The sequence below is a fragment of the Bradyrhizobium cajani genome (assembly GCF_009759665.1).
Taxonomy (GTDB): domain Bacteria; phylum Pseudomonadota; class Alphaproteobacteria; order Rhizobiales; family Xanthobacteraceae; genus Bradyrhizobium; species Bradyrhizobium cajani.
This window is the reverse complement of sequence record NZ_WQNE01000045.1, coordinates 24,784-48,780: the sequence shown is the minus strand read 5'-3', so window position 1 is coordinate 48,780 and position 23,997 is coordinate 24,784. Positions and strand designations below refer to the sequence as shown.

Here is a 23,997-nt window from a genome sequence, read left to right as displayed (position 1 = left end):
ATGACGCTGATCCATTACCGACACCTCACTCCAAGGCATGGACGGCCTCCCGAATCGACCAATCCAGCCATGTTGATGTGTCAGCTATGTCTCCGAACACCCGTCAGTGATCTGTCCGGGCTAAACAACAAGCCCGGCCATGACGACGCCGAGAGGCCGTCGCCGCCTCTGCATCGCTGCGACCCGCGCCCAGCCTCCCTCAACGCTTTCTTAACCATAACCGGTGCAAGACTGGAGCCGTCTCGTTTCGAGGGATAGGTCCGGTGCCGGTTGCACGCGCGTTTCGATGGTCGATCTTGACGGCGTCCCTGGCAGCGTCCGCCGCGCTTGCCCTTGGCGGCTGCATGCAGACCGCCGGTCCCGTCGCGGTGATGCAGCCGCGCGCCGATCTCGATTCCATGGCCTATGGCCAGCCTTACAGCGCGCCGCAGCCGGTCGTCGTCGCCGACGGTGGCGGCGCCATCGGCGCACTGCGCAATTCCTTTGCCTCCTCGCCGATGCCGGTCGGCTATGCCGCACCGATGGCGGCGCCGGTGCGCTACGACGCCTCCTACCATCTCGACGCCGGCGACAAGCTGCGCGTCGTGGTCTACGGCCAGGAAGGTCTCACCAACAGCTACGCGATCGATGCCGGCGGTTCCATCACCATGCCGCTGATCGGCGCGGTGCCCGCGCGCGGCCGTACCACGGCGGGCCTTGCCGGCGACATCGGCGCGCGCCTGCGCAACGGCTACATCCGCGAGCCTTCGGTCGCCGTCGAGATCGAGGCCTATCGCCCGTTCTTCATTCTCGGCGAGGTCCTTGCGCCCGGCCAATATCCCTATGTGCCGAACATGACGGTCGAAAGCGCGGTTGCGATCGCCGGCGGCTTCTCGCCCCGTGCCAAGCGCGACGTGGTCACCGTCACGCATACCGAAGCCGGCGGCGCCATGCGCGCCGTCGTCCCGCTCGGCACGCCGCTGGCCCCCGGTGACACCGTGTTCGTCGGCGAGCGCTGGTTCTAGCCCCGTCATTCCGGGGCGCGACGAAGTCGCGAATCCATTCCCCCGCCGACTCTGCCATCCGATGGATTCCGGGCCCGCGCCTAGCGACGCGTCCCGGAATGACAGCGGAGGCTATCTCCGAAAATCCAACCGCCCGTTCGGAAAGCACCCGTCGATCCGCGCGGCATTGACCACGAGCCCGACCCATGGCCGTGTGATCGCCGGCGTGGTGAGGTTGATGTACTTGCCGACCAGGCGCCCCGCGCCGTCGCGCGCCGCATCGATCAGTCCGTGCCGGCGGCCGCCGTCCCAGTCGAAGCGCAAATAGATGCGCTCGCCGACGACCCGGACGTCCGCGCGTCCCACTTTCCATTTTTCCGGCGTATCGCCGGCAATGGTCGGATCGGCGCCGCCGTTCCAGCGGCTCGCCCAGACACCTTCGAGCGGATCGGAAACGGCGGGAATCGAGGCCCACATCGCTGCATTGATGTCAGCGGCATCGCCGGCAAGCGTCGCGGATGCGGCGTAATCCATAACGTCGCGATCGTCCGGCGTGGGGACGTCCATGGTGCCGAACGGATTACGGATGATGAGGTGTGTGATGGCCTGCTGCATGACGATCTCCCGGCGTGAGTTGGCTTGATCGGCCAGCTCTATCGTCACGCGGCATGATGCAGCCACCCGATTCCTGCTCTCTCGTCATTCCGGGGCGCGCGCAGCGCGAGCCTGGAATCCATAATCCCGGTTCGTGGCTATGGATTCCGGGCCTGCACCGCTTCGCGGTGCAGGCCCGGAATGACGGAGGAGAGAGCTGTGCGCCGCCTATTTCAGATGCTTCGCGAAGAACGCCATGCTGCGCGGCCAGGCGATGTCCGCGCTGGCCTTGTCGTAGCTCGCCCGCTCGTCGCAATGGAAGCCGTGCTGGGCGCCGGGATAGATGAAGACCTCGACATCGGGCCGCTTCGCCTTGATGGTCTCGACGTCAGTCAAGGGAATGCCGGCATCCTTCTCGCCGAAATGCAGCTGCGTCGGCACCTTCGGCGTCTCGTCGGCAAAGCGCACGACGGCGCCGCCGTAATAGCCGATCGCGGCCTTCAGGCCCGACAGCCGCGTCGCCGCGACGAAGGCGATGCTGCCGCCGAGACAGAAGCCGATGATCCCGACCGGGCCGGCGCTCTGCACTGCATCGATCGCCGCTTGCGTATCGCGCAGCATCGCCGCCCAATCGGGATTGGCCACGAACTTGCGCGCCTCGGCGATCTCATCGGGCGTATAGCCCGACTGGAAGTTCGGCGAGGTGCGGTCGAAGATCGACGGTGCGATCGCGACATAGCCTTCCCCGGCGAGACGGTCGCAGACCGAGCGGATGTGATGATTGACCCCGAAGATCTCCTGGATCACCACCACCGCGCCCTTCGGCGCGCCGCTAGGATCGGCGCGATAGGCGCCAAGCTGGAAATTATCGGAAGCCGTCAGTTTGATGTCTTGTCCCACGCGGGTTGTCCTTCTTGGTTGTCGCGAATTCAATCTCTCCCCTCATCCTGAGGAGCGCGCCCTTCGCGCGCGTCTCGAAGGATAGAGGCCCGTGACGCCTCAGCCGGGCCTTCATCCTTCGAGACGCTTGCGTTGCAAGCTCCTCAGGATGAGGGGAAGCGGTAGGGCGGCCGCCCTCACTCCCACATCCAGTTCTCGCCGTAATCCTCCTTCCATCCTGCCAGCCGTCCATGACGGAATTGCAGGAACAGGCGGTGGCGGTAGGGGATCAGGCCGCTGCCTCCGATGTTGCGCAAAGCGAGATAGATCTCGTTGCCGGGACGTCCGCGCACATATTGCAGCGGTTGCCCCAGGGCGCGCGCGGTCTGCGCGGCATCCATGCCGAAGGCGAGCGGCGTGTTGTTCGACAATGTCGCGACGAAAGGCTGGCGCGGCGGCATGGTGCCGAACGGCTCGGCCTGTGCCGATGCCGAGAGCAGCACCGCTACTGCGCCCGCAGCCAACATCGCCCGCGTCATGGCCTTTATCCCTGCTTGATCCGCCTACCCCGGCAAGTTCTTCAGGAAAGGCGCGACCGCGTCAACAAAAGCCTGGGGCTGATCGATGTTGACGGCGTGTCCGGCCGCGGGGATCACGACCTTTTGTGCGCCGGGGATCTTTGCGGCCATGTAGTCGGACGCTGCGAGGAACGGCGTGTCGTCGGCGCCGACCACGATCAGCGACGGCACCTTGATGTCGGGCAATAGTTCGATCACGCGCGCATCGCGTTGGGTCAGCATGCCGCGAGCCGCAAGGGCCAGCCCCCTGGCGTTGCGATGGCTGGCCGTGGCGCGCTCACGCGTCGCCGATTTCAGCACCGCGAGTCCTTCCTGATCCAGCCTGTCGGCGGTCGCAAGCGCCCGCGCGTTCCAGGCCTCGCGCGCATCGTCCTTCTTGAAGCCCGGCCCGGTGTCGATGATGAGCAGCGCGCGGGTGGCCTGCGGATGCACGCGATAAAACGCGAGCGACATGTAGCCGCCAAGCGACAGCCCGCCGATGATGGCGCGCTCGGTGCCGACGGCATCGAGGATCGCCGCCATGTCGCCGACAGTGAGCGCTTCGCTATAGGCCTTGGGGTCATCGGGATAGTCGGACTGACCGTGCCCGCGCATGTCCCACAAGATCAGCTTGTGGTTGGCTGCAAGTGCATCGACCTGCCCGTGCCACATCGCCGACGTCGAGGAATAGCCGTGCGTGAGCAGCAATGGCGGCCCCTCGCCATGAACTTCGTAGTAGATGTTGACGCCGTCCCGATCGATCCTTGGCATTGTGTCCGCCTTTCTTTTTATTCTCGCCACGACGTAACTGCACCCTCTCCCCTTGCGGGAGAGGGTGCTCGCCGCGTAGCGGCGAGACGGGTGAGGGGTCTCTCTCCGCGCGCGCAACTGTCTTTTGAGTTTGCGGAGAGAACCCCTCATCCGTCGCGCTGCGCGCGCCACCTTCTCCCGCAAGGGGAGAAGGGGTGTCCGCGGCGGCGCTGGTACTCTAGCGCGCCAAGTTACCTGGAAGAAACTGCCGCGAATGCGATGGCACGCACGTGCGAGGCTCTGCTTGTTGCGTTCAGTCGCTGCGTCATCGCTGTTCTCGCAACGCACAACACTAAGCTGCCGCGATAGTTTCGACTCATTCCAGATTGCATTTGCCTCCGCGCGTGAACCCGACCATGCTGGCACCAAGGCTGACGCCAGCCCGGTGGGCGTCCGCTGTACAAGTTGCCGCCGTAAGCGGCTTCATGCACCGGCAGGGGAAGACGCCTATGCCAACTCTCACCATCAACGGGCGGAGTCTGTCCGTGGATGCGGCGAACGATACGCCGCTCCTCTGGGCGATCCGCGAGCAATTGCAGATGACCGGCACCAAGTTCGGCTGCGGTGCCGGCCTGTGCGGTGCCTGCACCGTGCACGTCAACGGCGAAGCGGTGCGTTCGTGCCAGACCATGGTCGGCGATGTCGCCGGCAAGAAGATCACCACCATCGAAGGCCTCTCTGCCAAGGGCGACCATCCGCTCCAGAAGGCGTGGATCGCCGAGCAGGTGCCGCAATGCGGCTACTGCCAGTCCGGGCAGATCATGCAGGCAGCCTCGCTGCTCGCCAAGAATCCGAATCCGACCAAGGACGAAGTGGTCGCTCACATGGACGGCAATCTCTGCCGCTGCATGACCTATTCGCGGATCCAGAAGGCGATCATGCGCGCCGCATCCGAGATGCGCACCGCGTCCGCCACCTCCAGCGAGCGGAGGCCCACATGAACGAGCACGTCAAGAACGTCACACCCGAGAAGACCGATCTCAGCCGCCGCTCCTTCCTGGTCGGCACCGCCGCGACCGGCCTCGTGCTCGGCTATGCCGGCGTGCCCGGCATCGATTCCGCATCTGCCGCGGCGCCGGCCAAATTCGAGCCGAGCGTCTGGTATGCGATCTCGCCGGATGGTCTCGTCACGGTGACCTGCGGCAAGGCCGACATGGGCCAGCACATCGCTTCCACCATGGCGCAGATCGTCTGCGAGGAATTGGGGGCAAACTGGAAGGATATGCGTGTCGCGCTCGCTTCAAACGATCCGAAGTTCAATGATCCCGTGCTCGGCGCGCAGATCACCGGCGGCAGCTGGTCGACCATGATGAATTTCGACGCCATGAGCCGGGCGGGCGCTGCGGGCCGCATGGCGTTGACCGAAGGCGCGGCAGCCGCGATGGGTGTGCCGGCTTCGGAGCTCGTGGTGCGCGATTCCATGATCGTGCATCCGAAATCGAAGAAGCAGATGTCGTTCGCCGATGTCGTCAAGAGCGGCAAGGCGACCAAGACGTTTACGCCCGACGAGCTGAAGGCGATCAAGCTGAAGACGCCGGATCAGTACACGATGATCGGCGTGTCGGTGCCGCAGCTCGACATCCCCTCCAAGACCAACGGCACGGCCAAGTACGGCATCGACGTGATGCTGCCCGGCATGGCCTATGGCGCGGTGGTCACGCCGCCGGTGCGCTTCGGCGCGACGGTGAAATCGGTCGACGACAGCGCGGCGAAGAAGGTGCCGGGCTTCATCAAGGCCGTCACCCTCGACGACAAGACCGGCACGACGTCGGGCTGGGTCGTCGCGGTCGCGAGCACCTATGCCAACGCCAGGAAGGCGGCGCAGGCGCTGAAGATCGCCTATGACGGAGGCCCGAACGCAAAGCTGTCGAGCCAGTCGCTGCTCGATGAAGCGATGCGGCTTCAGAAGCTGGAGGATTCCGGCCAGTTCTTCGTCAAGGACGGCGACCCGAACGCGGCGTTCGGTTCGGCCGCCAAGGTGGTGGAGGCCGAGTACACCACCAGCATCAACATCCACGCGCCGCTGGAGCCGATGAACGCCACCGCGGAGTTCAAGGGCGACATCCTGCACATCTATTCCGGCAACCAGTTCGCGACGCGCTCCGGTGCGATTGCGGCGGGTGCGGCCGGGATCGATCCGAAGTTCGTCGTCATGCACCAGATGTGGCTCGGTGGCGGCTTCGGCCGCAGGCTCGATGCCGACATGATGATTCCCGCGGTGCAGGCGGCGAAGGCCATCGGCAAGCCGGTGAAGGTGATCTACACGCGCGAGAACGACATGACGATGGATTTCTCGCGTCCGCTCACCTATCAGAAGGTCAAGGCCGGCGTCGACGGCGATGGCAAGCTCATCGCGCTCAGCCATGACGTGGTCTCGGCCTGGCCGACCGCGCGCTGGGGAATCCCCGATTTCCTGACGCCCTCGGTCGACAAGAAAGGCCCGCTCGACAGCTTCACGGTGAACGGGGCCGACTTCTTCTACACCGTGCCCAACCACTATGTGCGCGCGATCAAGAACGAGCTCGCGCACAACGCCACGCCGTCCGGTCAGCTCCGCTCGGTGGCGCCGGGCTGGACCTTCTGGGCGGTCGAAAGCATGATCGACGAGATCGCGGCGGCGACCGGAAAGGATCCCGCGCAGTTCCGCATCTCGCTGCTCGACGGCGCCGGCAAGAACGACGGCGGCGCGCAGCGGCTGCGCAACACGCTGCTCGCCGCGATGGGGCTGTCCGGCTACGGCACCAGGCAACTGCCGAAAGGCGAGGGCATGGGGGTTGCCTGCGTCTCCTCACAGGAGCGCGCGACCGCAAGCTGGACCGCCTGCGTCGCCCATGTTGCGGTGGCGCCCTCAGGTGCAGTGACCGTGAAGAAGCTTACGGTCGCCACCGATGTCGGCACCCAGGTGCATCCCGACAACATCCGTGCCCAGGTCGAGGGTGCGGCGCTGTGGGGTCTGTCGCTGGCGATGTACGAGAAGGCGACGCTGAAGGACGGTGGCATCGAGCAGACCAATTTCGACAGCTACACGCCCTTGCGCATGAGCCAGATGCCGGAGGTCGCGGTCGCCGTGATCGCCAATGGCGAGAAGGCCACCGGCGTCGGCGAGCCCGCGGTGACGGTGGTCGCCCCCGCCATCGGCAACGCCATCTTCAACGCCTCCGGCGCCCGCGTCCGGGCCCTGCCGATCACGGCGGAGGCCGTGAAGGCGAGCATGAAGGCGTAGCGCCAGCTGCGCTTGTGAAGCGACATGATCCGCCGGAGGCCAGTCTCCGGCGGATTTCTTTTGGGCTTCGAGGGAGGTTGTCATTCCCGGGCTTGTCCCGGGCATCCACGTCTTTCCTGCCGCGGGGCAAGGCGTGGAAGCCCGGCCATGACGACGACTTTTTTGGGCCAAAATTCCCCTTGTCCATCAATGCCATGTCTACTGTGCATGGGGTTGTTTTCGCCGTTTTGACTGAAACCGCCGCGGAACCCGAGAACCCCTAAAATTGCTCGCAATTCCGCAGGGTTCCATTGAGCACGCCTCTTAAGGGCCAGAGAACCTGAACGGGCTTAGGCTTAAGGGCAATACTCGGTCACTTTTGGGGAAGTCATGAACGCCTCAGCCAAACCCGCCGCCAAACGCCGGCTTCTGCTCGCCTCCGACCGGAGCGACGAGAGCACCGAGCTCGCCAGCATCTTGAAGGCGGTCGGCGACGTCTCGACGGTGACGACCCAGGACATTCCCGAGCAGCCCGGCCGCGATCTCTCCGGCCTCGTCGTCGACATCAATCTGCGCTCGCCCGAAAGCGTGCAGCGGGTGCGCAACAAGCTGCGCGGCGACGCCTATCGTTCGATGCCGCGGCTGTTCGTGCTTGCGGACGCCCTGCATCACGGCACCATGCAGGCCTGGGCGCTGGGCGCCACCGACACGATCTCGCGGCCGCTTCAGCCGGACGATATTCTTCAGCGCATCCGCGCTGCGTTCCCGGACACCGCCGTCTACGACGCGACCGATCGCGGCAAGACGCTCAACCGCGGCGTCGAGGCGGCGCACGCGGTTCTTGCGAAGATGTTCGAGAAACTGCCACTCGGCGTGCCCCTGACCTTCGACGACGTCATTGCCGCCGAGAACAAGATCCTGAAGGCGATCAAGCATTCCTCGCTGCGCGAATGGCTCACCACCGTCGGCTGCCACCATGTCGGCAGCTACCGGCACTGCCTGTTCGTCACCGGCTTCGCGGTCGCCTTCGCGCAGCATCTCGGCATGCGCGAGGACGACCAGCGCCGCCTGACCCGTGCCGCGCTGCTGCACGACGTCGGCAAGGCCTTCGTTCCCTCCGCGCTGCTCGACAAGCCGGGCAAGCTCACCGACGAGGAGATGGCCGAGGTCCGCCAGCATCCACGCCGCGGCTATGACGCGCTCGCGGCCCAGGGCGGCTTTCCGCCGGAGATGCTCGACGTCATCCTGCACCACCACGAATTCCTCGACGGCAGCGGCTATCCGAATGGCCTGTCGTCGAACCAGATCAGCGATATCGTGCGGCTGACGACGATCGTCGACATCTATGCCGCGCTGGTGGAGAAGCGCGCCTACCGCATGCCCTTCACGCACTCCCGCGCGTTCGCGATGATGGAAGGCATGGGCGGCAAGCTCGACCAGCAGCTGCTGCAGGCGTTCCGCCCCGTGGCGCTGGGGTCGTTTTGATCTCGGTGCTATTGATCTACCAACGCTCTCACCACGCCCTCGGTGTCGTCCCGGCGCAGGCCGGGACCCATAACCCCAGGGAGAAGTTTGGCGAAGATTCGTTGTTCGGTACGACGGCTAACCGCAATCGATAGATCACGCGGTATGGGTCCCGGCGTTCGCCGGGACGACATCTTCTCACCCCAACAGCTTCCGTAGCTCCGCCTTCGCCAATTTCTCCAGCGTCGAGCGCGGCATGTCGTCGACGAGACGCACCTCGCGCGGCACCTTGAAGTCGGCAAGGCCCTTGCGGCAGGCCGCCATCACGCTGTCATGCAGATCGGGCACGTCGCCGGCGACGCCGCCCAGCGGGATGACGAACGCGACCGGCACCTCGTCCAGCATCGGATGCGTCTTCGCCACCACCGCCGCCTCGCGCACGCCGGGGACCAGTGCGATGACCTGCTCGATCTCGGAGGCCGCGACGTTCTCGCCGCCGACCTTGAGCATGTCCTTGGCGCGATCGCCGAACTTGATGTAGCCGTTCGCGAGCCGCGTCACGCGGTCGCCAGTGAGGAAGAAGCCGTGCTCGTCAAAACTCTCGCGCGTCGCTGGCGGCTGCCTTTTGATGATTGCGTCTTCCTGCCATCGGAAGGGGTAGGGAGCAAATCGGTCGGGGCGCATGCGGCAGTCCGCGCTCTCTCTCGTCATTGCGAGCGCAGCGAAGCAATCCAGACTGTCTCCGCGGGTGCAGCCTGGATTGCTTCGTCGCAAGGGCTCCTCGCAATGACGGTGGGATTGGCGGCGTGGGCCTATCGACCACCGTCCTCGTACGACGAAATCTCGATCAGGCTGCCATCCGGATCGCGGCAATAGACCGAGCGCAGCGTGCCGCGGGCGCCTTGCCTAGGGCCTGGCCCTTCCTCGATCGCGACGCCATGTGCCTGCAAATGCGCCACCACCTCGTCGGGCGTCGAGGAGGTGAGGAAACACAGATCGTCGCTGCCGGCGGTCTGGTGGTCCGCGGTGAACCATTCCACCTTGTCGGCGTCGCGCGGCCGCACGTTGATCTTCTGGTTACCAAACTGAAGCGAAGTCCGCGGCGCTTTGCCGCCGCCGGGATCGAACACCTTGACTTCCATGCCGAGAATCTTGCGGTACCACTCGGCGGTCGCGGCGACGTCGGTGACGTTGATCACGAGGTGATCGAGGGCTTCGACCTTGAGTGTCATGCCTCATCCTTTCGTCGCGATGCGCCGCACGCACTTTCCGCCCGCGACAAGCTTTGTTACAACGCCGTCCACGTTGCCTTCAAGATCATGACGCTTTCAAGAACAACACGTTGGGAGAACCCTTGATGATCACTCGCCGTACCGCGCTGGGCCTGCTTGCCGCCAGTCCTCTTGCAGCCACCCCGCTGTCGAAGGCCTTTGCCGCCGATTACCCGGCCCGCCCGGTGAAATGGGTGGTCGGCTATCCGCCGGGCGGGGCCACCGACATCCTGGCGCGGCTGATCGGCCAGCGGCTGTCGGAGAGGCTCGGCCAGCAATTCGTGATCGAGAACAAGCCGGGCGCCGGCAACAATATCGCCACCGAATCGGTCATCAACGCCGAGCCCGACGGCTACACGCTGCAAATGGTCAATCCGGCCAACTATATCAACGCCTCGCTCTACACCAACCTGAAGTTCAACTTCGTGCGCGACATCGCGCCGATCGCCTCGTTCCAGCGCGTGCCGAACGTGATGACCGTCAACAAGGACGTGCCGGCCAAGAACGTCGCCGAGTTCATCGAATATGTGAAGGCCAATCCCGGCAAGGTGAACATGGCCTCTTCCGGCAACGGCACCTCGGTGCATCTGTCCGGCGAGATGTTCATGGCGATGACCGGCTGCAAGATGCAGCACGTGCCCTATCGCGGCGCGGCGCCCGCGATCACCGACATGCTCGGCGGCCAGGTGCAGGTGATCTTCGACAACATGCCCTCGATCATCCAGCACATCCGTTCCGGCTCGCTCCGCGCCATCGGCGTCACCACCACGGAGCGCTCGCCGCAACTGCCCGACGTGCAGCCGATCGCCGACACCGTCAAGGGCTACGAGGCCAGCGCGCTGTTCGGCATTGGCGCGCCGAAGAACACGCCGAAGGAGATCATCGCCAAGCTCAACAGCGAGATCAACACGCTGATGAAGGAGCCGGACATGACCAAGCGTCTGGTCGAGCTCGGCGGCGAGCCGCGGGTGCAGGCGCCCGAGGCCTTCGGCGAGGAGATCAAGGCCGAGACCGAGAAGTGGAAGAAGGTCGTCGATTTCGCCGGCCTGAAGGTCGAGTAGCGATCTCGCGACGATCGAATGAAGCCCTGCCGTATGGCAGGGCTTTTTTCTTGCGTGCTCGGTACCGGTTGATCTGGAATAAGGTGGCGCGACCTCTTTTCCGATCACACAGTCGTGCAGGCTCTCCGATGCGGGTTCCAGCTTGACGCCTTCCCGCTTGCGCCTATACTAAACCATATGGTTAAGTATCAGGACGAGACGCTGGACCGGACCTTTGCCGCGCTATCCGACCCGACGCGGCGTGCCCTGCTGGCGCGCCTCGTCGGGCAGGACAGCCTGTCGGTGAGCGAGCTGGCCGCACCGTTCCCGATCTCGCTGCCGGCGATCATGAAGCATCTCGACGTGCTTACGGATGCGGGCCTGATCGTGCGGGAGAAGACCGGGCGCACGGTCGCCTGCCGGCTCACCGCGCAGCCGATGGAGCAGGCGATGAACTGGCTCAATCGCTACGCGCAGTTCTGGTCCGACAATCTCGATCGCCTCACTGCCTTCGTGGAGGAAGAGACATGGCCAACGCAGCCGTCAACGCCGATGCCCGCGCCGCCGGGCGTCCAACGGAACGCCCAAGCCCTGAACGTCCAAGCCTCACGCTCACGCGCCGGCTCCGCGCGCGGCCGGAAAAGGTCTACACCGCCTGGACGCAAGCCGAGCAGCTAGTGCAATGGTTCGGGCCGCCGAACATGAAGCCGGCGACGCTTCAAGCGGAGCTCGACGTCCGCACCGGCGGCAGCTTTCGCATCAGCTTCACCCGCGATGACGGCGAATACTTCCAGGCCGGCGGGACCTATCGCGACGTCGTGCCGAACGAGCGGCTGGTCTTCACCTGGGCCTGGCACTCGACGCCGGAACGTGAATCGCTGGTGACGATCACGCTGAAGCCGGACAGCGCCGGCGCGCTGTTGATCTTTCATCACGCCCAGTTCTTCGACGAAACCGCACGCGACAACCACCTGCGCGGCTGGAGCTCGTTCCTCGACAAGCTCGACGCGTTCGTCGGCTGATCCCTGTCAGAGGAGGACACCATGCAGCAACATCAGATCGTCTCGCGCGAGCAATGGATCGCCGCCCGCAAGGTCCATCTGGCGCATGAGAAGGAGCTTAGTCAGGCCCGCGAGCGCCTCGCCGAGGAACGCCGCGCCTTGCCCTGGGTCAAGGTCGACAAGAACTACGTGTTCGACGGGCCGAGCGGCAAGGAGACGCTCGGCGATCTCTTCAAGGGCCGGCCGCAGCTCGTGGTGCAGCACGTGATGTTCGCACCCGACTGGGAGGCCGCCTGCAAGAGCTGCTCGTTCTGGGCCGACGGCTTCGAACGGATGGTGCCGCATTTGGCCGCGCGCGACACCACCATGGTCGCGATTTCGCTCGCCCCGGTCGCCAAGCTCGAAGCCTTCAAGAAGCGGATGGGCTGGACCTTCGACTGGGTCTCCTCGGGCGACAACGACTTCAACTACGATTACGAGGTCTCGTTCACACGCGAGCAGATCGACAAGGGCGTGCCGAAGTACAATTTCGGCACCACGCCGTTCTACGGCCCCGAGCTTCCCGGCATCAGCGTGTTCTTTCGCAACGAGGCCGGCGAGATCTTCCACACCTACTCATGCTTTGCCCGCGGTCTCGACATGATGAACGCGGCCTATCAATATCTCGACCTCACCCCGCTCGGCCGCCACGAGGACGGCCTGCCCTATCCGATGGACTGGGTCCGCCTGCGCGACCAGTACGAGCCGCAGTCGACGAAGGCGGCGTGCTGCCACGGGTGAGGGCTGCGAAGCTTACGTCGCCGCGAGTTCCAGACTATCACCGTCACCCTGAGGTGGCCGCTTCTTCAGCGGCCCTCGAAGGGCGGCGGCCCGGCTGCATGCCGGCCGTTCATCCTTCGAGGCGAGTAGCGCAGTGCATATGCACTGCGCTACTCGCACCTCAGGATGACGGGACTGGTAGCGCAGCCCATCTCACCGCTTCGCGTCCGCCTGTTCCGTCGCGTTGCACGAGATCAGCATCGTGTACGGCCGTGCGTTGCCGGCGATGTCGGTGGTCTTCAGCTCGCCCTTCGGCTCGGCGGTCTGATAGGGCACCACGGAATTGTCGAGGAAGTCGCGCAGCACGCCGGTCTTGATGGCGAAGTTGATGTTCTCGGGAATGTTGCCGGTCGCAGCGGCTATACGCAATGCTGGGATCTTTCCGGTGACCACACCCACGACCTGACCGGTGGTATCGAACAGCGGCCCGCCGCTATTGCCGGGCTGTATGGGTGCACTGATTTGCAGGAAGCGCGAATCGTTGCGCATGCCGCTGAGCGAGCTGACGATGCCGGTGGTCACGGTGAAATCCGAACTTAGAAGACCATGGAAGGGAAAGCCGATTGCGATGACGGAATCGCCGGAGCGGATTGAACGGTCGCGGATCCGGGCAAAGTCCTTGAAGGTCGTCGTCGACGGCGCCTGCAAGAGAGCGAGATCGTTGTTCGCATCGCTCGATACGACGCGCAACACCATCGAGGCCTCGCCGGTGAGGTTGCCCTTGATGTCGCCGACGCAACCGTCGATCACATGGTTGTTGGTGACGATGTGCCCGCTCGCGCTTACGACAAAGCCGGTGCCGCTCTTGGCTCTGGCGGCTTTTCCGCCGGCCGCAGGCGGCGTCTGCTTGTCCGGCGCAGCCTGCGGTTTCGCGGCGACCTTGGTGAAATCACCGGCCTTGCTCAGCCCGTCGGCTTTCACCCTAGTGACGCAATTGGCCAATGCGGCGATCACCGGCCCGGTCGAGGTCAGGTCGAAATTCAGGACGGCGCGACCGGCGGTCGCGACCATCAGGCTCGCCTTCTGAAAGGTTCGCACGACATTGGCCGGCATGACGGCCGTGAGCATGTTCGGCTGATTGGCCGTGGCGAACAGCCTGGCCTGTTCCTGTCCGTCAAAGATGACGTCGATCGCGGCGTTCTCGCCCTGCTTGAAGCGGTAGCTGGGACTCGCAAAACCCAGCGACCATATGCCGGCAGCACTCTGGCCCACGACGAGGATGACGCCGTTCGCGTAAGGCGTGGTCGCGGCGCAATGGGAGAAGGCGCCCGATTCATCGTTGCTGAAAGCGCCGCCGATCCAATTGCCGACGTTGACGGAGCCGAACGGTCCGGCCGCATGCGCGATACCGACGACACCCACGTGCAACAAGGACGCAACGACAAATGACTTAAGCCACATACCAGCCCCCGGGAATGCTTTGGCTCCATCTTATCCGTGGTGGAACCGGCCATGCAACCGGCAGTTGCCCGCGTGGGCAAGGTCTCCCTGCTCCGGCTTTCGGGCTTGCGCTTACTTTGCGGTGTTATATACTTTGCGATACAAAGTGACGGGGGCGTGCAGCCCCCGGAACGCAGGGGGCGAAGCGGGGTTTTGGCGTTGCCGATGCGCGACCTCGACAAGGCACTGGCCGACATCGTGGCGATCCGCAGCCAGATCGCGGCGGGCACGGCGTTCCGCGGCTATGGCCCCGCGACCATGGCCGCGACCGGCGGCGTCGCGCTTCTCACCGCGATCCTGCAGCTCTGGCTGCTCGGCGACCCCACCAGCGAGCCGCTCGGCTTCTTTTTCGGCTGGTTCATCGCCGCCGCGCTCTCCGGTCTGATGATCGGCATCGAGATGCGCGCGCGTTCCCGCCGTCATCATTCGGGCCTCGCCGATGCGATGATCCACCAGGCGGTCGAGCAGTTTCTTCCCGCCGGCGTCGCCGGCGTGCTGCTTGCGGTGGTGATGTGGAAGTTCGCCGCCGAAACGCTGTGGCTCTTGCCCGGCCTGTGGCAGATCCTGGTGTCGCTCGGCATCTTCGCCTCCATCCGCTCGCTGCCGCGCACCGTCGCGCTCGCCGGCGCCTGGTATTTCATGTCCGGCTTTGTGGTGGTGGTGCTGGCGAGCCGGACTCACACGTTGTCGCCATGGACCATGGGCCTGCCCTTCATGATCGGGCAGTCGATGATGGCGGGCATTCTGTATTTCGCTTCCGGAGACAATGATGTCGAAGACTGACAGCGCGCCCTTCTCCTATGAAGGGCTCGACCGCGTGATCCACGAGAAGGCGAGGCTCGGGCTTCTGACCTCGCTGATGGCGCATCCGAAGGGTCTGGCGTTCGGCGATCTCAAGCAGCTCTGCGGCCTCACCGACGGCAATCTCAGCCGGCATCTCGCCGTGCTCCAGGAGGCCGGCCTCGTCGAGGTCACCAAGGGCTATGAGGGCAACCGCCCGCACACCACCTGCCGCCTGACCAAGGCCGGGCGCCGCCGCTTCCTCGACTATCTCGCCGTGCTCGAACGCCTGGTGCGCGACGCCGCCAAGGCCGCCGGCCGCGAGGCGCCGCCGCTCGGACGCCTCGGTATCGTCTCGATCTGATCCTCCCCCTTTTTGACCGGAGACTTTGCGATGCAAAGTGACGTCACCTTCCGCAGCGAAAAGCTTCACGTCGGCATCATCATGGACGGCAACGGACGATGGGCGACACGCCGCGGCCTGTCGCGCGTGCGCGGCCACGAGGCCGGCGTCGAGGCGATCCGCCGTATCGTCGAGGCCGCGCCCAAGCAGGGCATCGGCACGCTGACGCTCTATGCGTTCTCCACTGACAATTGGCGGAGGCCGAAGGCCGAAGTCGCCGCGCTGATGACCCTGCTGCGCTTCTATCTCGCCAACGAGGTGCAGAGCCTGGTGAAGAATGGCGTGCGCCTCACCGTGATCGGCCGCCGCGATCGCCTGCCTGACGGCATCGCCAATGCGATTGCGCGCGCCGAAGAGGCCACTGTTCATGGCAGCACGCTGCATTTGCGCATCGCGGTCGACTATTCCGCGCGGGATGCCATCCTCAACGCCGCGGCGAAGGCGGCTGCGCTGACCAGCCTCACCCGCGAAGCGTTCTCACAGCTCGTCACCGGCGAGGCCGCACTTCGCGATGTCGATCTCATCATCCGCACCTCGGGTGAGAAGCGGCTGTCGGACTTCCTGCTCTGGGAAGGCGCCTATGCCGAGCTGCACTTCACCGAGCGGATGTGGCCCGAATTCGACGCGGGCGATCTCGCCGCGGCGCTGGCCTCCTTCCATGGCCGCGAGCGCCGCTTCGGCGGTCTCCAGGCGATCCTGCCGGAGGAGGTGCCGTCACTCTCCCGCGCGTGACGCACGCGGACGAACGCCGAAATGCGCGGCCTGGCGACCAGGGCGGGGTTCAGTGATACCGGGCTTGGAGACTGGCAGCCGGTCCACCTGGCAAAACGCCCGTCGCGCTGACCGGGCCTGCCGAAGATTTCAGCAAGCCTTCGGCTTGATCGAAAATCGCTGCAAGCTGCAGCGGATCGTGCTCTACTGTCCCGTCGTGACGGGAGTCTTCGCAAGATGCGCGCAGTCCTGGATTATTGCACCGGCGGAACGGAGCGCAAGGTTACGGCCGGTACGCTTATTGTCACCGAAGGCGGCACCAGCGGCCATCTCTACGTGCTGATGCAAGGTAAGCTCGAGGTGCTAAAGGGCGAGATGGTGGTTGCCACGGTCACCGAGCCCGGCGCAGTGCTCGGCGAGATGTCGGTGCTGCTGGGCCAGCCGCACACCGCAACCGTGCGGGCCTGCTCCGACGCGGTCGTCTACGAGTTCGAGGATGCTGCCTCGTTCCTCAAGCAGGAGCCGGGCGTGGCGCTGCTGATCGCCAAGATGCTGGCGCAGCGGCTCAACGTCGCCAACACCTATCTCGCCGATCTCAAGCGGCAATATGCCGGCCACGGCACGCATCTCGCCATGGTCGGCGAAGTGCTCCAGAGCATGATCAACCTGCCGCCGCTTGAGGTTTCGCCAGGCTCGGATCGGAAATCCGATCCAAGGATGTGAGCCAGTCCGGCGGCGCCTCGATGGGAGCCGCTGGCCGCTTCAGCGGCGCGGCGAGGTCGATCCACTGCGCTTCGCCGGCCGCAAGCCAGAACGCCTTGTCCGCATCGAGATCCAGCACGATGTAGGTGGGCGGCCGCCCGGGTTGCAGGCCGGTGTTGAACACCCAGGTCTGGTCGAGCCGGTCGAACCACGAGCCGTCGGTGATGAAGGGCGACTGGTGCACATGGCCCGAGATCACCATCGACGGCTGGTACTGCATGATCCATTGCACCAGCTCGACGTCGCCGAAGAAGCGCTTGCCGCCCCAGCTCGTCGGCGATTCCGCCGGTGGCGCATGATGCACCCAGATCCAGCGCTGGTGCCGGCCGGCCGCGGCGTCGCCGAGTTGCGCGACGATGCGCTGCTTGACCAGCGGCCCGTCCCACCACGGGCATACCGTGAACATCGTGTCGCCGATGGCGAGGCTGTCGCCGTCGCAGGCAACGCCCAGCTCGCGCACCTCCGAGATCCAGCGCGAGACCTTCTCGCCGTCCGCATTGCGCTCGTCGAGATCGTGGTTGCCGGAGCAGAGGATGACGCGGGTCTTCGCTGCGAGCAGCGCGAGGTATTTTTTCACCACCACGATCTGCGCGCGAAAATCCACCATCGAGCCGATGTCGAGTGCATCGCCGGCGAAGATCACGAGGTCGAACTGTGGCGCCGCACTGACCAGCCAGTCGAGCTGCGGCAGCGAATAGTGCAGGTCGGCAACGACCAGGCAGCGCATTGAAAATCCGTCGATTGAAAATGTCAGGGAATTCCAAAACGTCACAAAGCAAGAAGCAGACCAGCCTGGCCGCTCCGCCCCGTCAATCAATGGGCGAGAGCATGCTGCGGCGCGTTGCAGCCCGCAAGGGGGCGGGTGACGCAGGGCTGGACCGGATCATCGAATTCTGATGTCGTGGCGCACCCTCAACCGCGCGTGTCCGCATGACCTCTTTCAAGACCATTCGTGCCCGCGCCGAGAAGCGCAAGGGCGGGCCCAAGGCGCTGGACAAGCTGATGCCGGCGAAGCCCGACCTGAAGGGTCTGGCGAAGCTCGGCGACGATCGCATCCTCGCCGAGATGACCAGGCGGGTGTTTTGCGCGGGCTTTGCCTGGAGCGTGATCGATTCGAAATGGGACGGCTTTGAAGAGGCCTTCCTGCACTTCCAGCCGGCCAAGCTCAGCTTCCAGCCCGAGGATTATTGGGAAGGCCTGCTGCGCGACGCGCGCGTCGTGCGCAACGGCGCCAAGATCATGTCGGTACGCGACAATGCCGCCTTCGTGCAGGAGATCGCAAAGGAGCATGGCAGCTTCGGCAAGTTCCTGGCGAAGTGGCCGCCTTCCGACGAGGTCGGCCTGCTCGATCTCCTGACCAAGCGCGGCAGCCGGCTCGGGGGTAACACCGGCCAGATGCTGCTGCGCTTCGTCGGCTGGGACGGTTTCGTCACCTCCAAGGATGTCGTCGCTTGCCTGCGCGGGGCCGGCCTCGACATCGCCGAAGAGGTCAAGTCGAAAGGCGATCTCGCCAAGGTGCAGGCGCAGTTCAACGCCTGGGCGGCGGAGACCGGTCTTCCCTACACATATCTGTCACGCATCTGCGCGCTGTCGGTCGGTGAGACCAGGAGCGAGTAGGGTTCCGGTTCGGCCGGATCCGCCAAATCGTGTGCATCCTGTGGCGATCTCGTGCCGCCAGCGCGGCGAATGCAACGCGCGATCACGAAATACATTTCGAAGGAACATTTGTGCGCAGCACCCGTTCGGGAGCTAGAGCCAGGCAATGGAGGCGCAGGGAACGCCCGACCCGGCTCTATGAAACCCGACATCACAAAACGGAGCAGCGCATGAAGCTAACGTCCGAGCAAGTGAAGCAGACCGTCAGGCAACTCGGCGCTCAGGTGCTGCCCGACGAGCATCCGGCCATGCCGCAGCTCAACAGCATGTTCGGCGAACACACCTTCTTCGTGGACGAGACCGGCCTCAAGGTGCTTGAGCCCACGCCGTCGGTCGGGGCGGAGCGCCAGAGCGGCGAAGTCGTCAGTCTGGCCGATTGGGGCGATTCGGACCTGACGCGCCTGATGGCGCACGAGCCCGAGCCGACCGGTGTGATCGTCGTGTTCGAGCACGTCAGACATTGACGGGCGCCACGGCGCCGAGCCCGACGGAAGGTTCGATTGCGCCGTCGAAACGTGTTGTCGGCGACGACGATAGCACGGCCGCCGATGACCCCAGAGGTCGCCAGGATGAGCAATGGCCGCGGGACGAAGTCAGCTCCCGCGCGCGACCCATCGGCTTTAGGCCGCACCGCGCGCCCGCGTGGTGCGGAAGCTGATCAACGCCATACGGCGCGAAGCCGCACAACGCATTGAGCAGAGAAGAACGCAGGTCATCGCCGCACTGTCCGGCGCCGATCCGCTGCCTACCTTGCAATAGATTTTCTGCACCTTGCCGTCACCAATTCTGCTTTGCCGAATGCCCATGTCCCTGTCTAGGGTTGGTCGTGCGGTTGGTTTTCAGAGCGTCGGCGCCGTCGCCGCCGCCCGCGAATTCAAAAGGAGCAGAATGACATGGCCCGTATCACTCGCCACAACCCCGCCGCCGTGCATCCGCCGGCAGGCGGATACAGCATGGGGCTGGAGCTTGACCAGCATCGCCGGCTGCTGTTCGTCAGCGGCCAGGTGCCGGAGCGGCCCGACGGAAGCGTGCCCGAAGGTTTCGAGGCGCAATGCGAGCAGGCCTGGCGCAACGTCTTCGCCGTGCTCGCCGCCGCGGGGCTCGGGGTCGAGCATCTGGTCAAGGTCACGACGTTCCTGACCGATCGCAGCCAGCTTCTCGCCAATCGCGCCATTCGCCGGCGGATATTCGGGGATCACGAGCCGGCCTTGACGGTGATCGTCGCCGAGACCGTCGATGGCAAATGGCTGCTGGAGATCGAGGCCATCGCAGCGGAATGAGCATGCCTGCGCATGATCCGATTCTGCGAAGTGGCGCACCCGACACGATTCGAACGTGTGACCTTTGCCTTCGGAGGGCAACGCTCTATCCAGCTGAGCTACGGGTGCAGCGAGGGTTCATGTAGCCGATTGGCGAGGGGCGGGCAACCGCTTCTCGCCGTATGGCTCTAGGCCGATTTGCGCCGTCCGGGGGCCGGAACCGCTGCGGTCTCCCGGCCCAGGGCGGCGAACTCGGCAAGCACCCGTTCGGCGCAGATGACGCGGTTGCGGCCGAGCCGTTTGGCCACATAGAGCGCCTCGTCAGCCGCGCCGAGCAGCCGGTCGGGGCCGCCATCGGCGCCGCTCGGAAGGTGGCTTGCGACGCCGACGCTGAGGGTGACGTGGTCGCCGGCGCCCGTGGCGCCGTGGGCTATCTGCAAGGCCATGATGGCGCCGCGGATCTCCTCCGCGACGGCGCAGGCGGAATCGCAATCCATGTCCGGCAGGATCAACGCGAACTCCTCGCCGCCATAGCGGCCGGCGAGGTCGAGCGGGCGCACGGCGTGGCGGCTGACGACATCAGCGATCGCGCGCAGGCACTCGTCGCCGATCTGATGGCCGTGGCGGTCGTTGAACAGCTTGAAATGATCGACGTCGACGAACAGCAGCGCGAGCGGCTTCTGCGTCCGCTGGGCGCGGGCCCATTCCGTGACCAGCATCTGGTCGAAGGAGCGGCGGTTGGAGAGCCCGGTCAGCCCGTCCTTGGTGGCGAGCTCCTTCAGCGCCATCTCGGCGCGCTTCTGGTCGGTGAGGTCGCGCAGCGTCTCCACCACGGCGATCAGGTGGCCGGCCTCGTCGTGGATCGGGCCGGCGTCGATGGCGAGATAAAGCTGGCTGCCGAGCTTCGGCATCACGCACCAGTTTTCCGCGCTGAAGCCGAGCCCGTTGTGGCCGCGCGCCGCGTATTCCGAATAATACTCCGGCAGCTGCTCGGGGCAGTCGCGCGCGACGAGGTCGGCGAGGCAGGGGCGCCTGGTCTCGTAGAAGGCCTGCCAGTGCTTCGTGGTGCCGATCACCTCCGAGGCGGCAACGCCGGTCAGCCGCTCGCAGGCTCTGTTCCAGATCACGACGCGGCGCTTGGGGTCGATCACGAAGGTCGGCACCACCAGATGCTGCATCAGCCGCACCGCATAGGAATCCGCAACGTCGACGGTCTTGCGCGACTTCGGCATCAGGCCACCGCCGCCACCGGCAGGACTCCGGGCAAGCCATCGCCCGCGCCGAACAGTTTTCGCACCTCGGCGGCCGGTTTCGGCGCACTGAACAGATAGCCCTGCATCTCGGTGCAGCCGAGTGCGCGCAGCATCTCGCGCTGAGCCTCGGTCTCGACGCCTTCGGCGACCGTGGTCATGCTGCTGGCGGCGGCGATGTTCACCACCGCCTGCACGATCACGGGCGCGCCGGGCGTCTCGGCGATGTCGGCGACGAAGCAGCGGTCGATCTTGATCTTGTCGAACGGGAAGCGCTTCAGGTAGCTGAGCGAGGAATAGCCGGTGCCGAAATCGTCGAGCGCGATGCGCACGCCGATCGCGCGGAGCTGGTGCAGGATCGAGAGCGCCGCCTCGTCGTCGCGGATCAGCACGGCCTCGGTGATCTCGAGCTCGAGCCGGGAAGGAGCGAGCCCGGAGGCGGCGAGCGCACCGGCGATCCGCAAGGCCAGCGTGTCGCATTTGAGCTGAACCGGCGAGACGTTGACCGCGACGCGCACATGCGCGGGCCAGGTCGCGGCCTCGTTGCAGGCCATCCGCAGCACCCAGTCGCCGAGCTCGTTGATCAGGCCGGTGTCCTCGGCGACCGGTATGAATTCGGCCGGCGACACCATCCCGCGCTCGGGATGCCGCCAGCGCAGCAGCGCCTCGCAGCCGGAGACCGCGCCCGAGCGCAGATCGACCAGCGGCTGGTAGTGAATCTCGAAGCCGCCATTCACCAGGGCCTGGCGCAAATCCTGCTCCATGTTCAGCCGCGCCTTGGCGCTCGCATCCATCTCCGGCTCGAAGAAGCGGTGGGTGCGGCGTCCTTCGGCCTTGGCGCCGTACATTGCGAGGTCGGCGTTCTTGACGAGCTGGTCGAGATCGCTGCCGTCCTGCGGCGCCAGTGCGATCCCGATGCTCGCGTCGGTGGAGAGCTGATGGCCGAGACAGTGAAAAGGCTGCCGGATCGCCTCGTAGATCCGCGTCACGAACGACACCACGTCGGCAGCGGACTGGATTCCGGTCTGGATGACCGCGAATTCGTCGCCGCCGAGCCGCGCGATCAGGTCGCCCTGCTTGAGGCAGCCGCGGATGCGGCCCGCGATCGCCTTCAACAGCTCGTCGCCGACGTGATGGCCGAGCGAATCGTTGATGCCCTTGAATTCGTCGACGTCGATGTACAGCAGCGCGAATTGCTTGCCGCCGGCGACCTTGTCCAGTTCGCGTTCGATCTGCTCGCGGAACAGCGTGCGGTTCGGCAGGTCGGTCAGCGCGTCGTAATGCGCCATATGCGCAATCTTCTCGTCGGCGCGTCGCCGCTCGGTGACGTCCTCGACGACGTTGATGATGTAACGCGGCTCGCCGGACTTGTCGCGGATGCCGATCCGCCGCGAGGTGATGTAGCGCCGGCCGGCGGCGGGAGTGCTCCAGACGTGCTCATCCAGGAACAGCCCGTCCTGCGATTGCAGGAGCTGGTCGTCGTCCCGGGTGATGATCTCGGCGGACTCTGCAGGGTAGATATCGAACGCGGTCTTGCCGACGATCGTCTCTTGGGTCTCGTCGAGCTGTTCCTCGGCCACCTGGTTGGCCAGCAGGTAGCGCCGCGTCCGGGCGTCCTTCACGGTGATCCGCGACGGAATATGGTCGATGATCTCGCGCAGGAACGTGTAGTTGCGGTCGCGCTCCTGCTCCAGGTTGCGGCGCTCGGTGATGTCTTCGATCGTGGCGACCCATCCGCCCTGCGCGAGCGGGGTGTTGATGACCTGGAAGGCGCGGCCGTTGGCCAGCTGATGAATTCGCGTGGATACCGTGCCTTCGGTGACGATCCTCATGACATCGGCGCAGAATTCCTCGACATCGCCGTCGAACGCGTCACGCTCCTTGCGATGGTGCATCGCCTCGCGGATGTGGCAGCCGGGCTTGATGACGTCGTGGGAGAGGCCGAACATGTCGGCGTAGCGGCGGTTGCAGGTGACGATGTATCCGGCGGCATCGTACAGGATCAGCCCCTGCGACATGTTGTTCAAGGCGGTGTCGAGCCGCTGTCGCTCGGATTCGATCCGTTCCTGGGCCTCGCGATTCTGCCGGCTGATCTGACGAATGATGAAATAGAGGATCAGCGCGATCACGGTGGCCGAAAGCGTCGCCGTCGTAACCATGAAGTTGGTCTGCTGCCGCCAGTCCGCGAGCGCGGCGGCCGTCGTGTTGGTGGCGACGATGACCAGCGGGAAGTGCGTCAGCGATGCGGCCGAGCCGAGCCGCTCCTCGCCATCGATTGGGCTCCTGACCCGAAGCGTGTGCTGACCGCCCTTGGACAGCACCTTCTGCATCAGCGGCGCATCCTTGAAGCTCCGTCCGATCAATTCCTCGAGGTGCGGGTAGCGCGCCAGCATCTTGCCTTCGCGATCGAACAGCGCGATTGCCGTACCCTCGGCAAGCGCGACGGATGCGAAATACTGCTGGTAGCTGTCCGGATCGATCCGCCGGACCATCGCGCCGAGGAAGGTGCCGTCCGCGCCGTTCAGCCGGCGCGCGACGATCGTGGTCCATTTGCCGATGATGAAGCTCCGGACCGATTCCAGGATGACCGATTCGGCCATCGGATCGGACTTGAAGGTCTGGAAATAGGCTCGCGAGGAGACGTTGATCTTGGGCAGCGGCTGGGCCCGCGACCAGTTGATCAGCTCGCCCTCGGCGTCGTAAATCGCGATGTCGCCGAGATAGGACACGGAGCTGATCTTGCTGCGCAGCATCTGGTTCGTCGCGAGCCCGGACATGCGCTCGCGGAACATCGCGGGCGAGGTGATCTCCGGCAGCTTCATCTGCCCGATCACGTCGGCGGCGACGACGTCGGAATCCTCAAATTGCTGATCAAAGTGCCGCGCGATCAGCTGCACCGTGTTTTCCAGCTCGCGCTCGCGGTTGGCGAGGGTGCGCTCGCGAAATTCGCCGACAGCCATGGCGGTCACGGTGAAGATGCCCGCGACCAGCAACACGCCGCACAAGGTCAGCCACAGCACGGGACCACGCCGCGCCAAGGCCGCCCAGCCGTTGTTCGCGGCTAGGGACATTCCGGCTGCCGCCCTGGAAAAGACCTGGTGCATTCCCCCTCCCTG

General features: G+C 65.2%; 24 protein-coding genes, 1 tRNA gene and 2 pseudogenes. 16 read left to right on the top strand and 11 right to left on the bottom strand.

Features of this window, described 5'->3' with window-relative positions; all coding sequences use genetic code 11:
• Nucleotides 1-263 precede the first annotated feature (263 nt).
• The gene (locus tag GPL20_RS34520; protein ID WP_254126269.1) at nucleotides 264-1,004 is read left to right on the top strand and encodes a polysaccharide biosynthesis/export family protein; all 741 of its coding nucleotides are present in this window, start codon (nucleotides 264-266) and stop codon (nucleotides 1,002-1,004) included.
• Between the two features lie 111 nt (nucleotides 1,005-1,115).
• On the opposite strand, the gene GPL20_RS34515 is transcribed toward GPL20_RS34520, so the two are convergent.
• The 4 genes from GPL20_RS34515 to GPL20_RS34500 form a co-directional block, all read right to left on the bottom strand.
• Entirely contained in the window at nucleotides 1,116-1,598 is a 483-nt protein-coding gene (locus tag GPL20_RS34515; RefSeq protein WP_157336511.1) for a hypothetical protein, read from the bottom strand.
• Nucleotides 1,599-1,805: 207 nt separating this feature from the next.
• Nucleotides 1,806-2,477, bottom strand: a complete 672-nt coding sequence (locus GPL20_RS34510) for a dienelactone hydrolase family protein (protein ID WP_254126267.1) — start codon at nucleotides 2,475-2,477, stop codon at nucleotides 1,806-1,808.
• A gap of 176 nt (nucleotides 2,478-2,653) precedes the next feature.
• A complete protein-coding gene (locus tag GPL20_RS34505; protein WP_157336508.1) occupies nucleotides 2,654-2,995 on the bottom strand; it encodes a hypothetical protein in 342 nt (113 codons plus the stop codon).
• A gap of 24 nt (nucleotides 2,996-3,019) precedes the next feature.
• Entirely contained in the window at nucleotides 3,020-3,784 is a 765-nt protein-coding gene (locus tag GPL20_RS34500; protein WP_157336505.1) for an alpha/beta fold hydrolase, read from the bottom strand.
• 488 nt (nucleotides 3,785-4,272) lie between these two features.
• On the opposite strand from GPL20_RS34500, the gene GPL20_RS34495 reads away from it, so the two are divergent.
• The 3 genes from GPL20_RS34495 (at nucleotide 4,273) to GPL20_RS34485 (ending at nucleotide 8,510) form a co-directional block, all read left to right on the top strand.
• Entirely contained in the window at nucleotides 4,273-4,764 is a 492-nt protein-coding gene (locus GPL20_RS34495; RefSeq protein ID WP_157336503.1) for a (2Fe-2S)-binding protein, read from the top strand.
• Nucleotides 4,761-7,046 (top strand): xanthine dehydrogenase family protein molybdopterin-binding subunit, encoded by a 2,286-nt coding sequence (locus tag GPL20_RS34490; protein WP_157336501.1) that lies wholly within the window; start codon nucleotides 4,761-4,763, stop codon nucleotides 7,044-7,046. The genes GPL20_RS34495 and GPL20_RS34490 overlap by 4 nt, the downstream gene beginning before the upstream one ends.
• A gap of 369 nt (nucleotides 7,047-7,415) precedes the next feature.
• A complete protein-coding gene (locus GPL20_RS34485; protein ID WP_157336499.1) occupies nucleotides 7,416-8,510 on the top strand; it encodes an HD-GYP domain-containing protein in 1,095 nt (364 codons plus the stop codon).
• Between the two features lie 177 nt (nucleotides 8,511-8,687).
• On the opposite strand, the pseudogene GPL20_RS34475 reads toward GPL20_RS34485, so the two are convergent.
• Nucleotides 8,688-9,101, bottom strand: a pseudogene (locus tag GPL20_RS34475) (AMP-binding enzyme); the annotation flags it as partial.
• 200 nt (nucleotides 9,102-9,301) lie between these two features.
• A complete protein-coding gene (locus GPL20_RS34470) occupies nucleotides 9,302-9,721 on the bottom strand; it encodes a VOC family protein (protein ID WP_157336497.1) in 420 nt (139 codons plus the stop codon).
• Nucleotides 9,722-9,846: 125 nt separating this feature from the next.
• On the opposite strand from GPL20_RS34470, the gene GPL20_RS34465 reads away from it, so the two are divergent.
• From GPL20_RS34465 to GPL20_RS34450, 4 genes are all read left to right on the top strand, one after another.
• Nucleotides 9,847-10,821 carry a Bug family tripartite tricarboxylate transporter substrate binding protein gene (locus GPL20_RS34465; RefSeq protein ID WP_157336495.1) on the top strand — a complete coding sequence of 325 codons (975 nt, stop codon included), beginning with the start codon at nucleotides 9,847-9,849 and terminating at the stop codon, nucleotides 10,819-10,821.
• 177 nt (nucleotides 10,822-10,998) lie between these two features.
• Nucleotides 10,999-11,478, top strand: coding sequence for an ArsR/SmtB family transcription factor (locus GPL20_RS34460; protein WP_157336493.1), 480 nt, complete (start codon nucleotides 10,999-11,001; stop codon nucleotides 11,476-11,478).
• On the top strand, nucleotides 11,478-11,822 hold the full coding sequence (locus GPL20_RS34455) for an SRPBCC family protein (RefSeq protein ID WP_254126264.1): 345 nt from the start codon (nucleotides 11,478-11,480) through the stop codon (nucleotides 11,820-11,822). The genes GPL20_RS34460 and GPL20_RS34455 overlap by 1 nt, the downstream gene beginning before the upstream one ends.
• Nucleotides 11,823-11,843: 21 nt before the next feature.
• Complete coding sequence (locus GPL20_RS34450; RefSeq protein ID WP_157336489.1) at nucleotides 11,844-12,581, top strand: DUF899 domain-containing protein; 738 nt, start codon at nucleotides 11,844-11,846, stop codon at nucleotides 12,579-12,581.
• Nucleotides 12,582-12,773: 192 nt separating this feature from the next.
• Here the strand turns inward: GPL20_RS34450 and GPL20_RS34445 are convergent, their stop codons facing one another.
• A complete protein-coding gene (locus GPL20_RS34445; protein WP_157336487.1) occupies nucleotides 12,774-14,021 on the bottom strand; it encodes a S1C family serine protease in 1,248 nt (415 codons plus the stop codon).
• Between the two features lie 204 nt (nucleotides 14,022-14,225).
• On the opposite strand from GPL20_RS34445, the gene GPL20_RS34440 reads away from it, so the two are divergent.
• From GPL20_RS34440 to GPL20_RS34420, 5 genes and pseudogenes are all read left to right on the top strand, one after another.
• Complete coding sequence (locus tag GPL20_RS34440; protein WP_157336485.1) at nucleotides 14,226-14,843, top strand: hypothetical protein; 618 nt, start codon at nucleotides 14,226-14,228, stop codon at nucleotides 14,841-14,843.
• Nucleotides 14,830-15,204, top strand: coding sequence for a transcriptional regulator (locus GPL20_RS34435; protein ID WP_167533342.1), 375 nt, complete (start codon nucleotides 14,830-14,832; stop codon nucleotides 15,202-15,204). The genes GPL20_RS34440 and GPL20_RS34435 overlap by 14 nt, the downstream gene beginning before the upstream one ends.
• A 30-nt stretch (nucleotides 15,205-15,234) precedes the next feature.
• Nucleotides 15,235-15,975: a di-trans,poly-cis-decaprenylcistransferase gene (locus tag GPL20_RS34430; protein WP_157336481.1), complete on the top strand. Its 741-nt coding sequence runs from the start codon at nucleotides 15,235-15,237 to the stop codon at nucleotides 15,973-15,975.
• A gap of 6 nt (nucleotides 15,976-15,981) precedes the next feature.
• Nucleotides 15,982-16,086, top strand: a pseudogene (locus GPL20_RS40340) (GNAT family N-acetyltransferase); the annotation flags it as partial.
• Between the two features lie 105 nt (nucleotides 16,087-16,191).
• Complete coding sequence (locus GPL20_RS34420) at nucleotides 16,192-16,677, top strand: Crp/Fnr family transcriptional regulator (RefSeq protein ID WP_157336479.1); 486 nt, start codon at nucleotides 16,192-16,194, stop codon at nucleotides 16,675-16,677.
• Here GPL20_RS34420 and GPL20_RS34415 read toward each other — a convergent pair.
• The gene (locus tag GPL20_RS34415) at nucleotides 16,616-17,443 is read right to left on the bottom strand and encodes a metallophosphoesterase family protein (protein ID WP_157336477.1); all 828 of its coding nucleotides are present in this window, start codon (nucleotides 17,441-17,443) and stop codon (nucleotides 16,616-16,618) included. The two genes, GPL20_RS34420 and GPL20_RS34415, sit on opposite strands and share 62 nt — an antisense overlap.
• Nucleotides 17,444-17,646: 203 nt before the next feature.
• Between GPL20_RS34415 and GPL20_RS34410 the strand changes: the two genes are divergently transcribed.
• The 3 genes from GPL20_RS34410 (at nucleotide 17,647) to GPL20_RS34400 (ending at nucleotide 19,652) form a co-directional block, all read left to right on the top strand.
• Nucleotides 17,647-18,333, top strand: a complete 687-nt coding sequence (locus GPL20_RS34410; RefSeq protein ID WP_157336475.1) for a DNA-3-methyladenine glycosylase I — start codon at nucleotides 17,647-17,649, stop codon at nucleotides 18,331-18,333.
• 209 nt (nucleotides 18,334-18,542) lie between these two features.
• Nucleotides 18,543-18,836, top strand: coding sequence for a hypothetical protein (locus GPL20_RS34405; protein WP_157336473.1), 294 nt, complete (start codon nucleotides 18,543-18,545; stop codon nucleotides 18,834-18,836).
• Between the two features lie 429 nt (nucleotides 18,837-19,265).
• The gene (locus GPL20_RS34400) at nucleotides 19,266-19,652 is read left to right on the top strand and encodes a RidA family protein (RefSeq protein WP_157336472.1); all 387 of its coding nucleotides are present in this window, start codon (nucleotides 19,266-19,268) and stop codon (nucleotides 19,650-19,652) included.
• A 31-nt stretch (nucleotides 19,653-19,683) separates the two neighbouring features.
• Here the strand turns inward: GPL20_RS34400 and GPL20_RS34395 are convergent.
• The 3 genes from GPL20_RS34395 to GPL20_RS34385 form a co-directional block, all read right to left on the bottom strand.
• Nucleotides 19,684-19,760: transfer RNA gene (locus GPL20_RS34395), tRNA-Arg, on the bottom strand.
• Between the two features lie 59 nt (nucleotides 19,761-19,819).
• A complete protein-coding gene (locus GPL20_RS34390; protein ID WP_157336470.1) occupies nucleotides 19,820-20,863 on the bottom strand; it encodes a sensor domain-containing diguanylate cyclase in 1,044 nt (347 codons plus the stop codon).
• On the bottom strand, nucleotides 20,863-23,985 hold the full coding sequence (locus GPL20_RS34385) for a bifunctional diguanylate cyclase/phosphodiesterase (RefSeq protein WP_167533341.1): 3,123 nt from the start codon (nucleotides 23,983-23,985) through the stop codon (nucleotides 20,863-20,865). The genes GPL20_RS34390 and GPL20_RS34385 overlap by 1 nt, the downstream gene beginning before the upstream one ends.
• Between the last annotated feature and the right edge of the window lie 12 nt (nucleotides 23,986-23,997).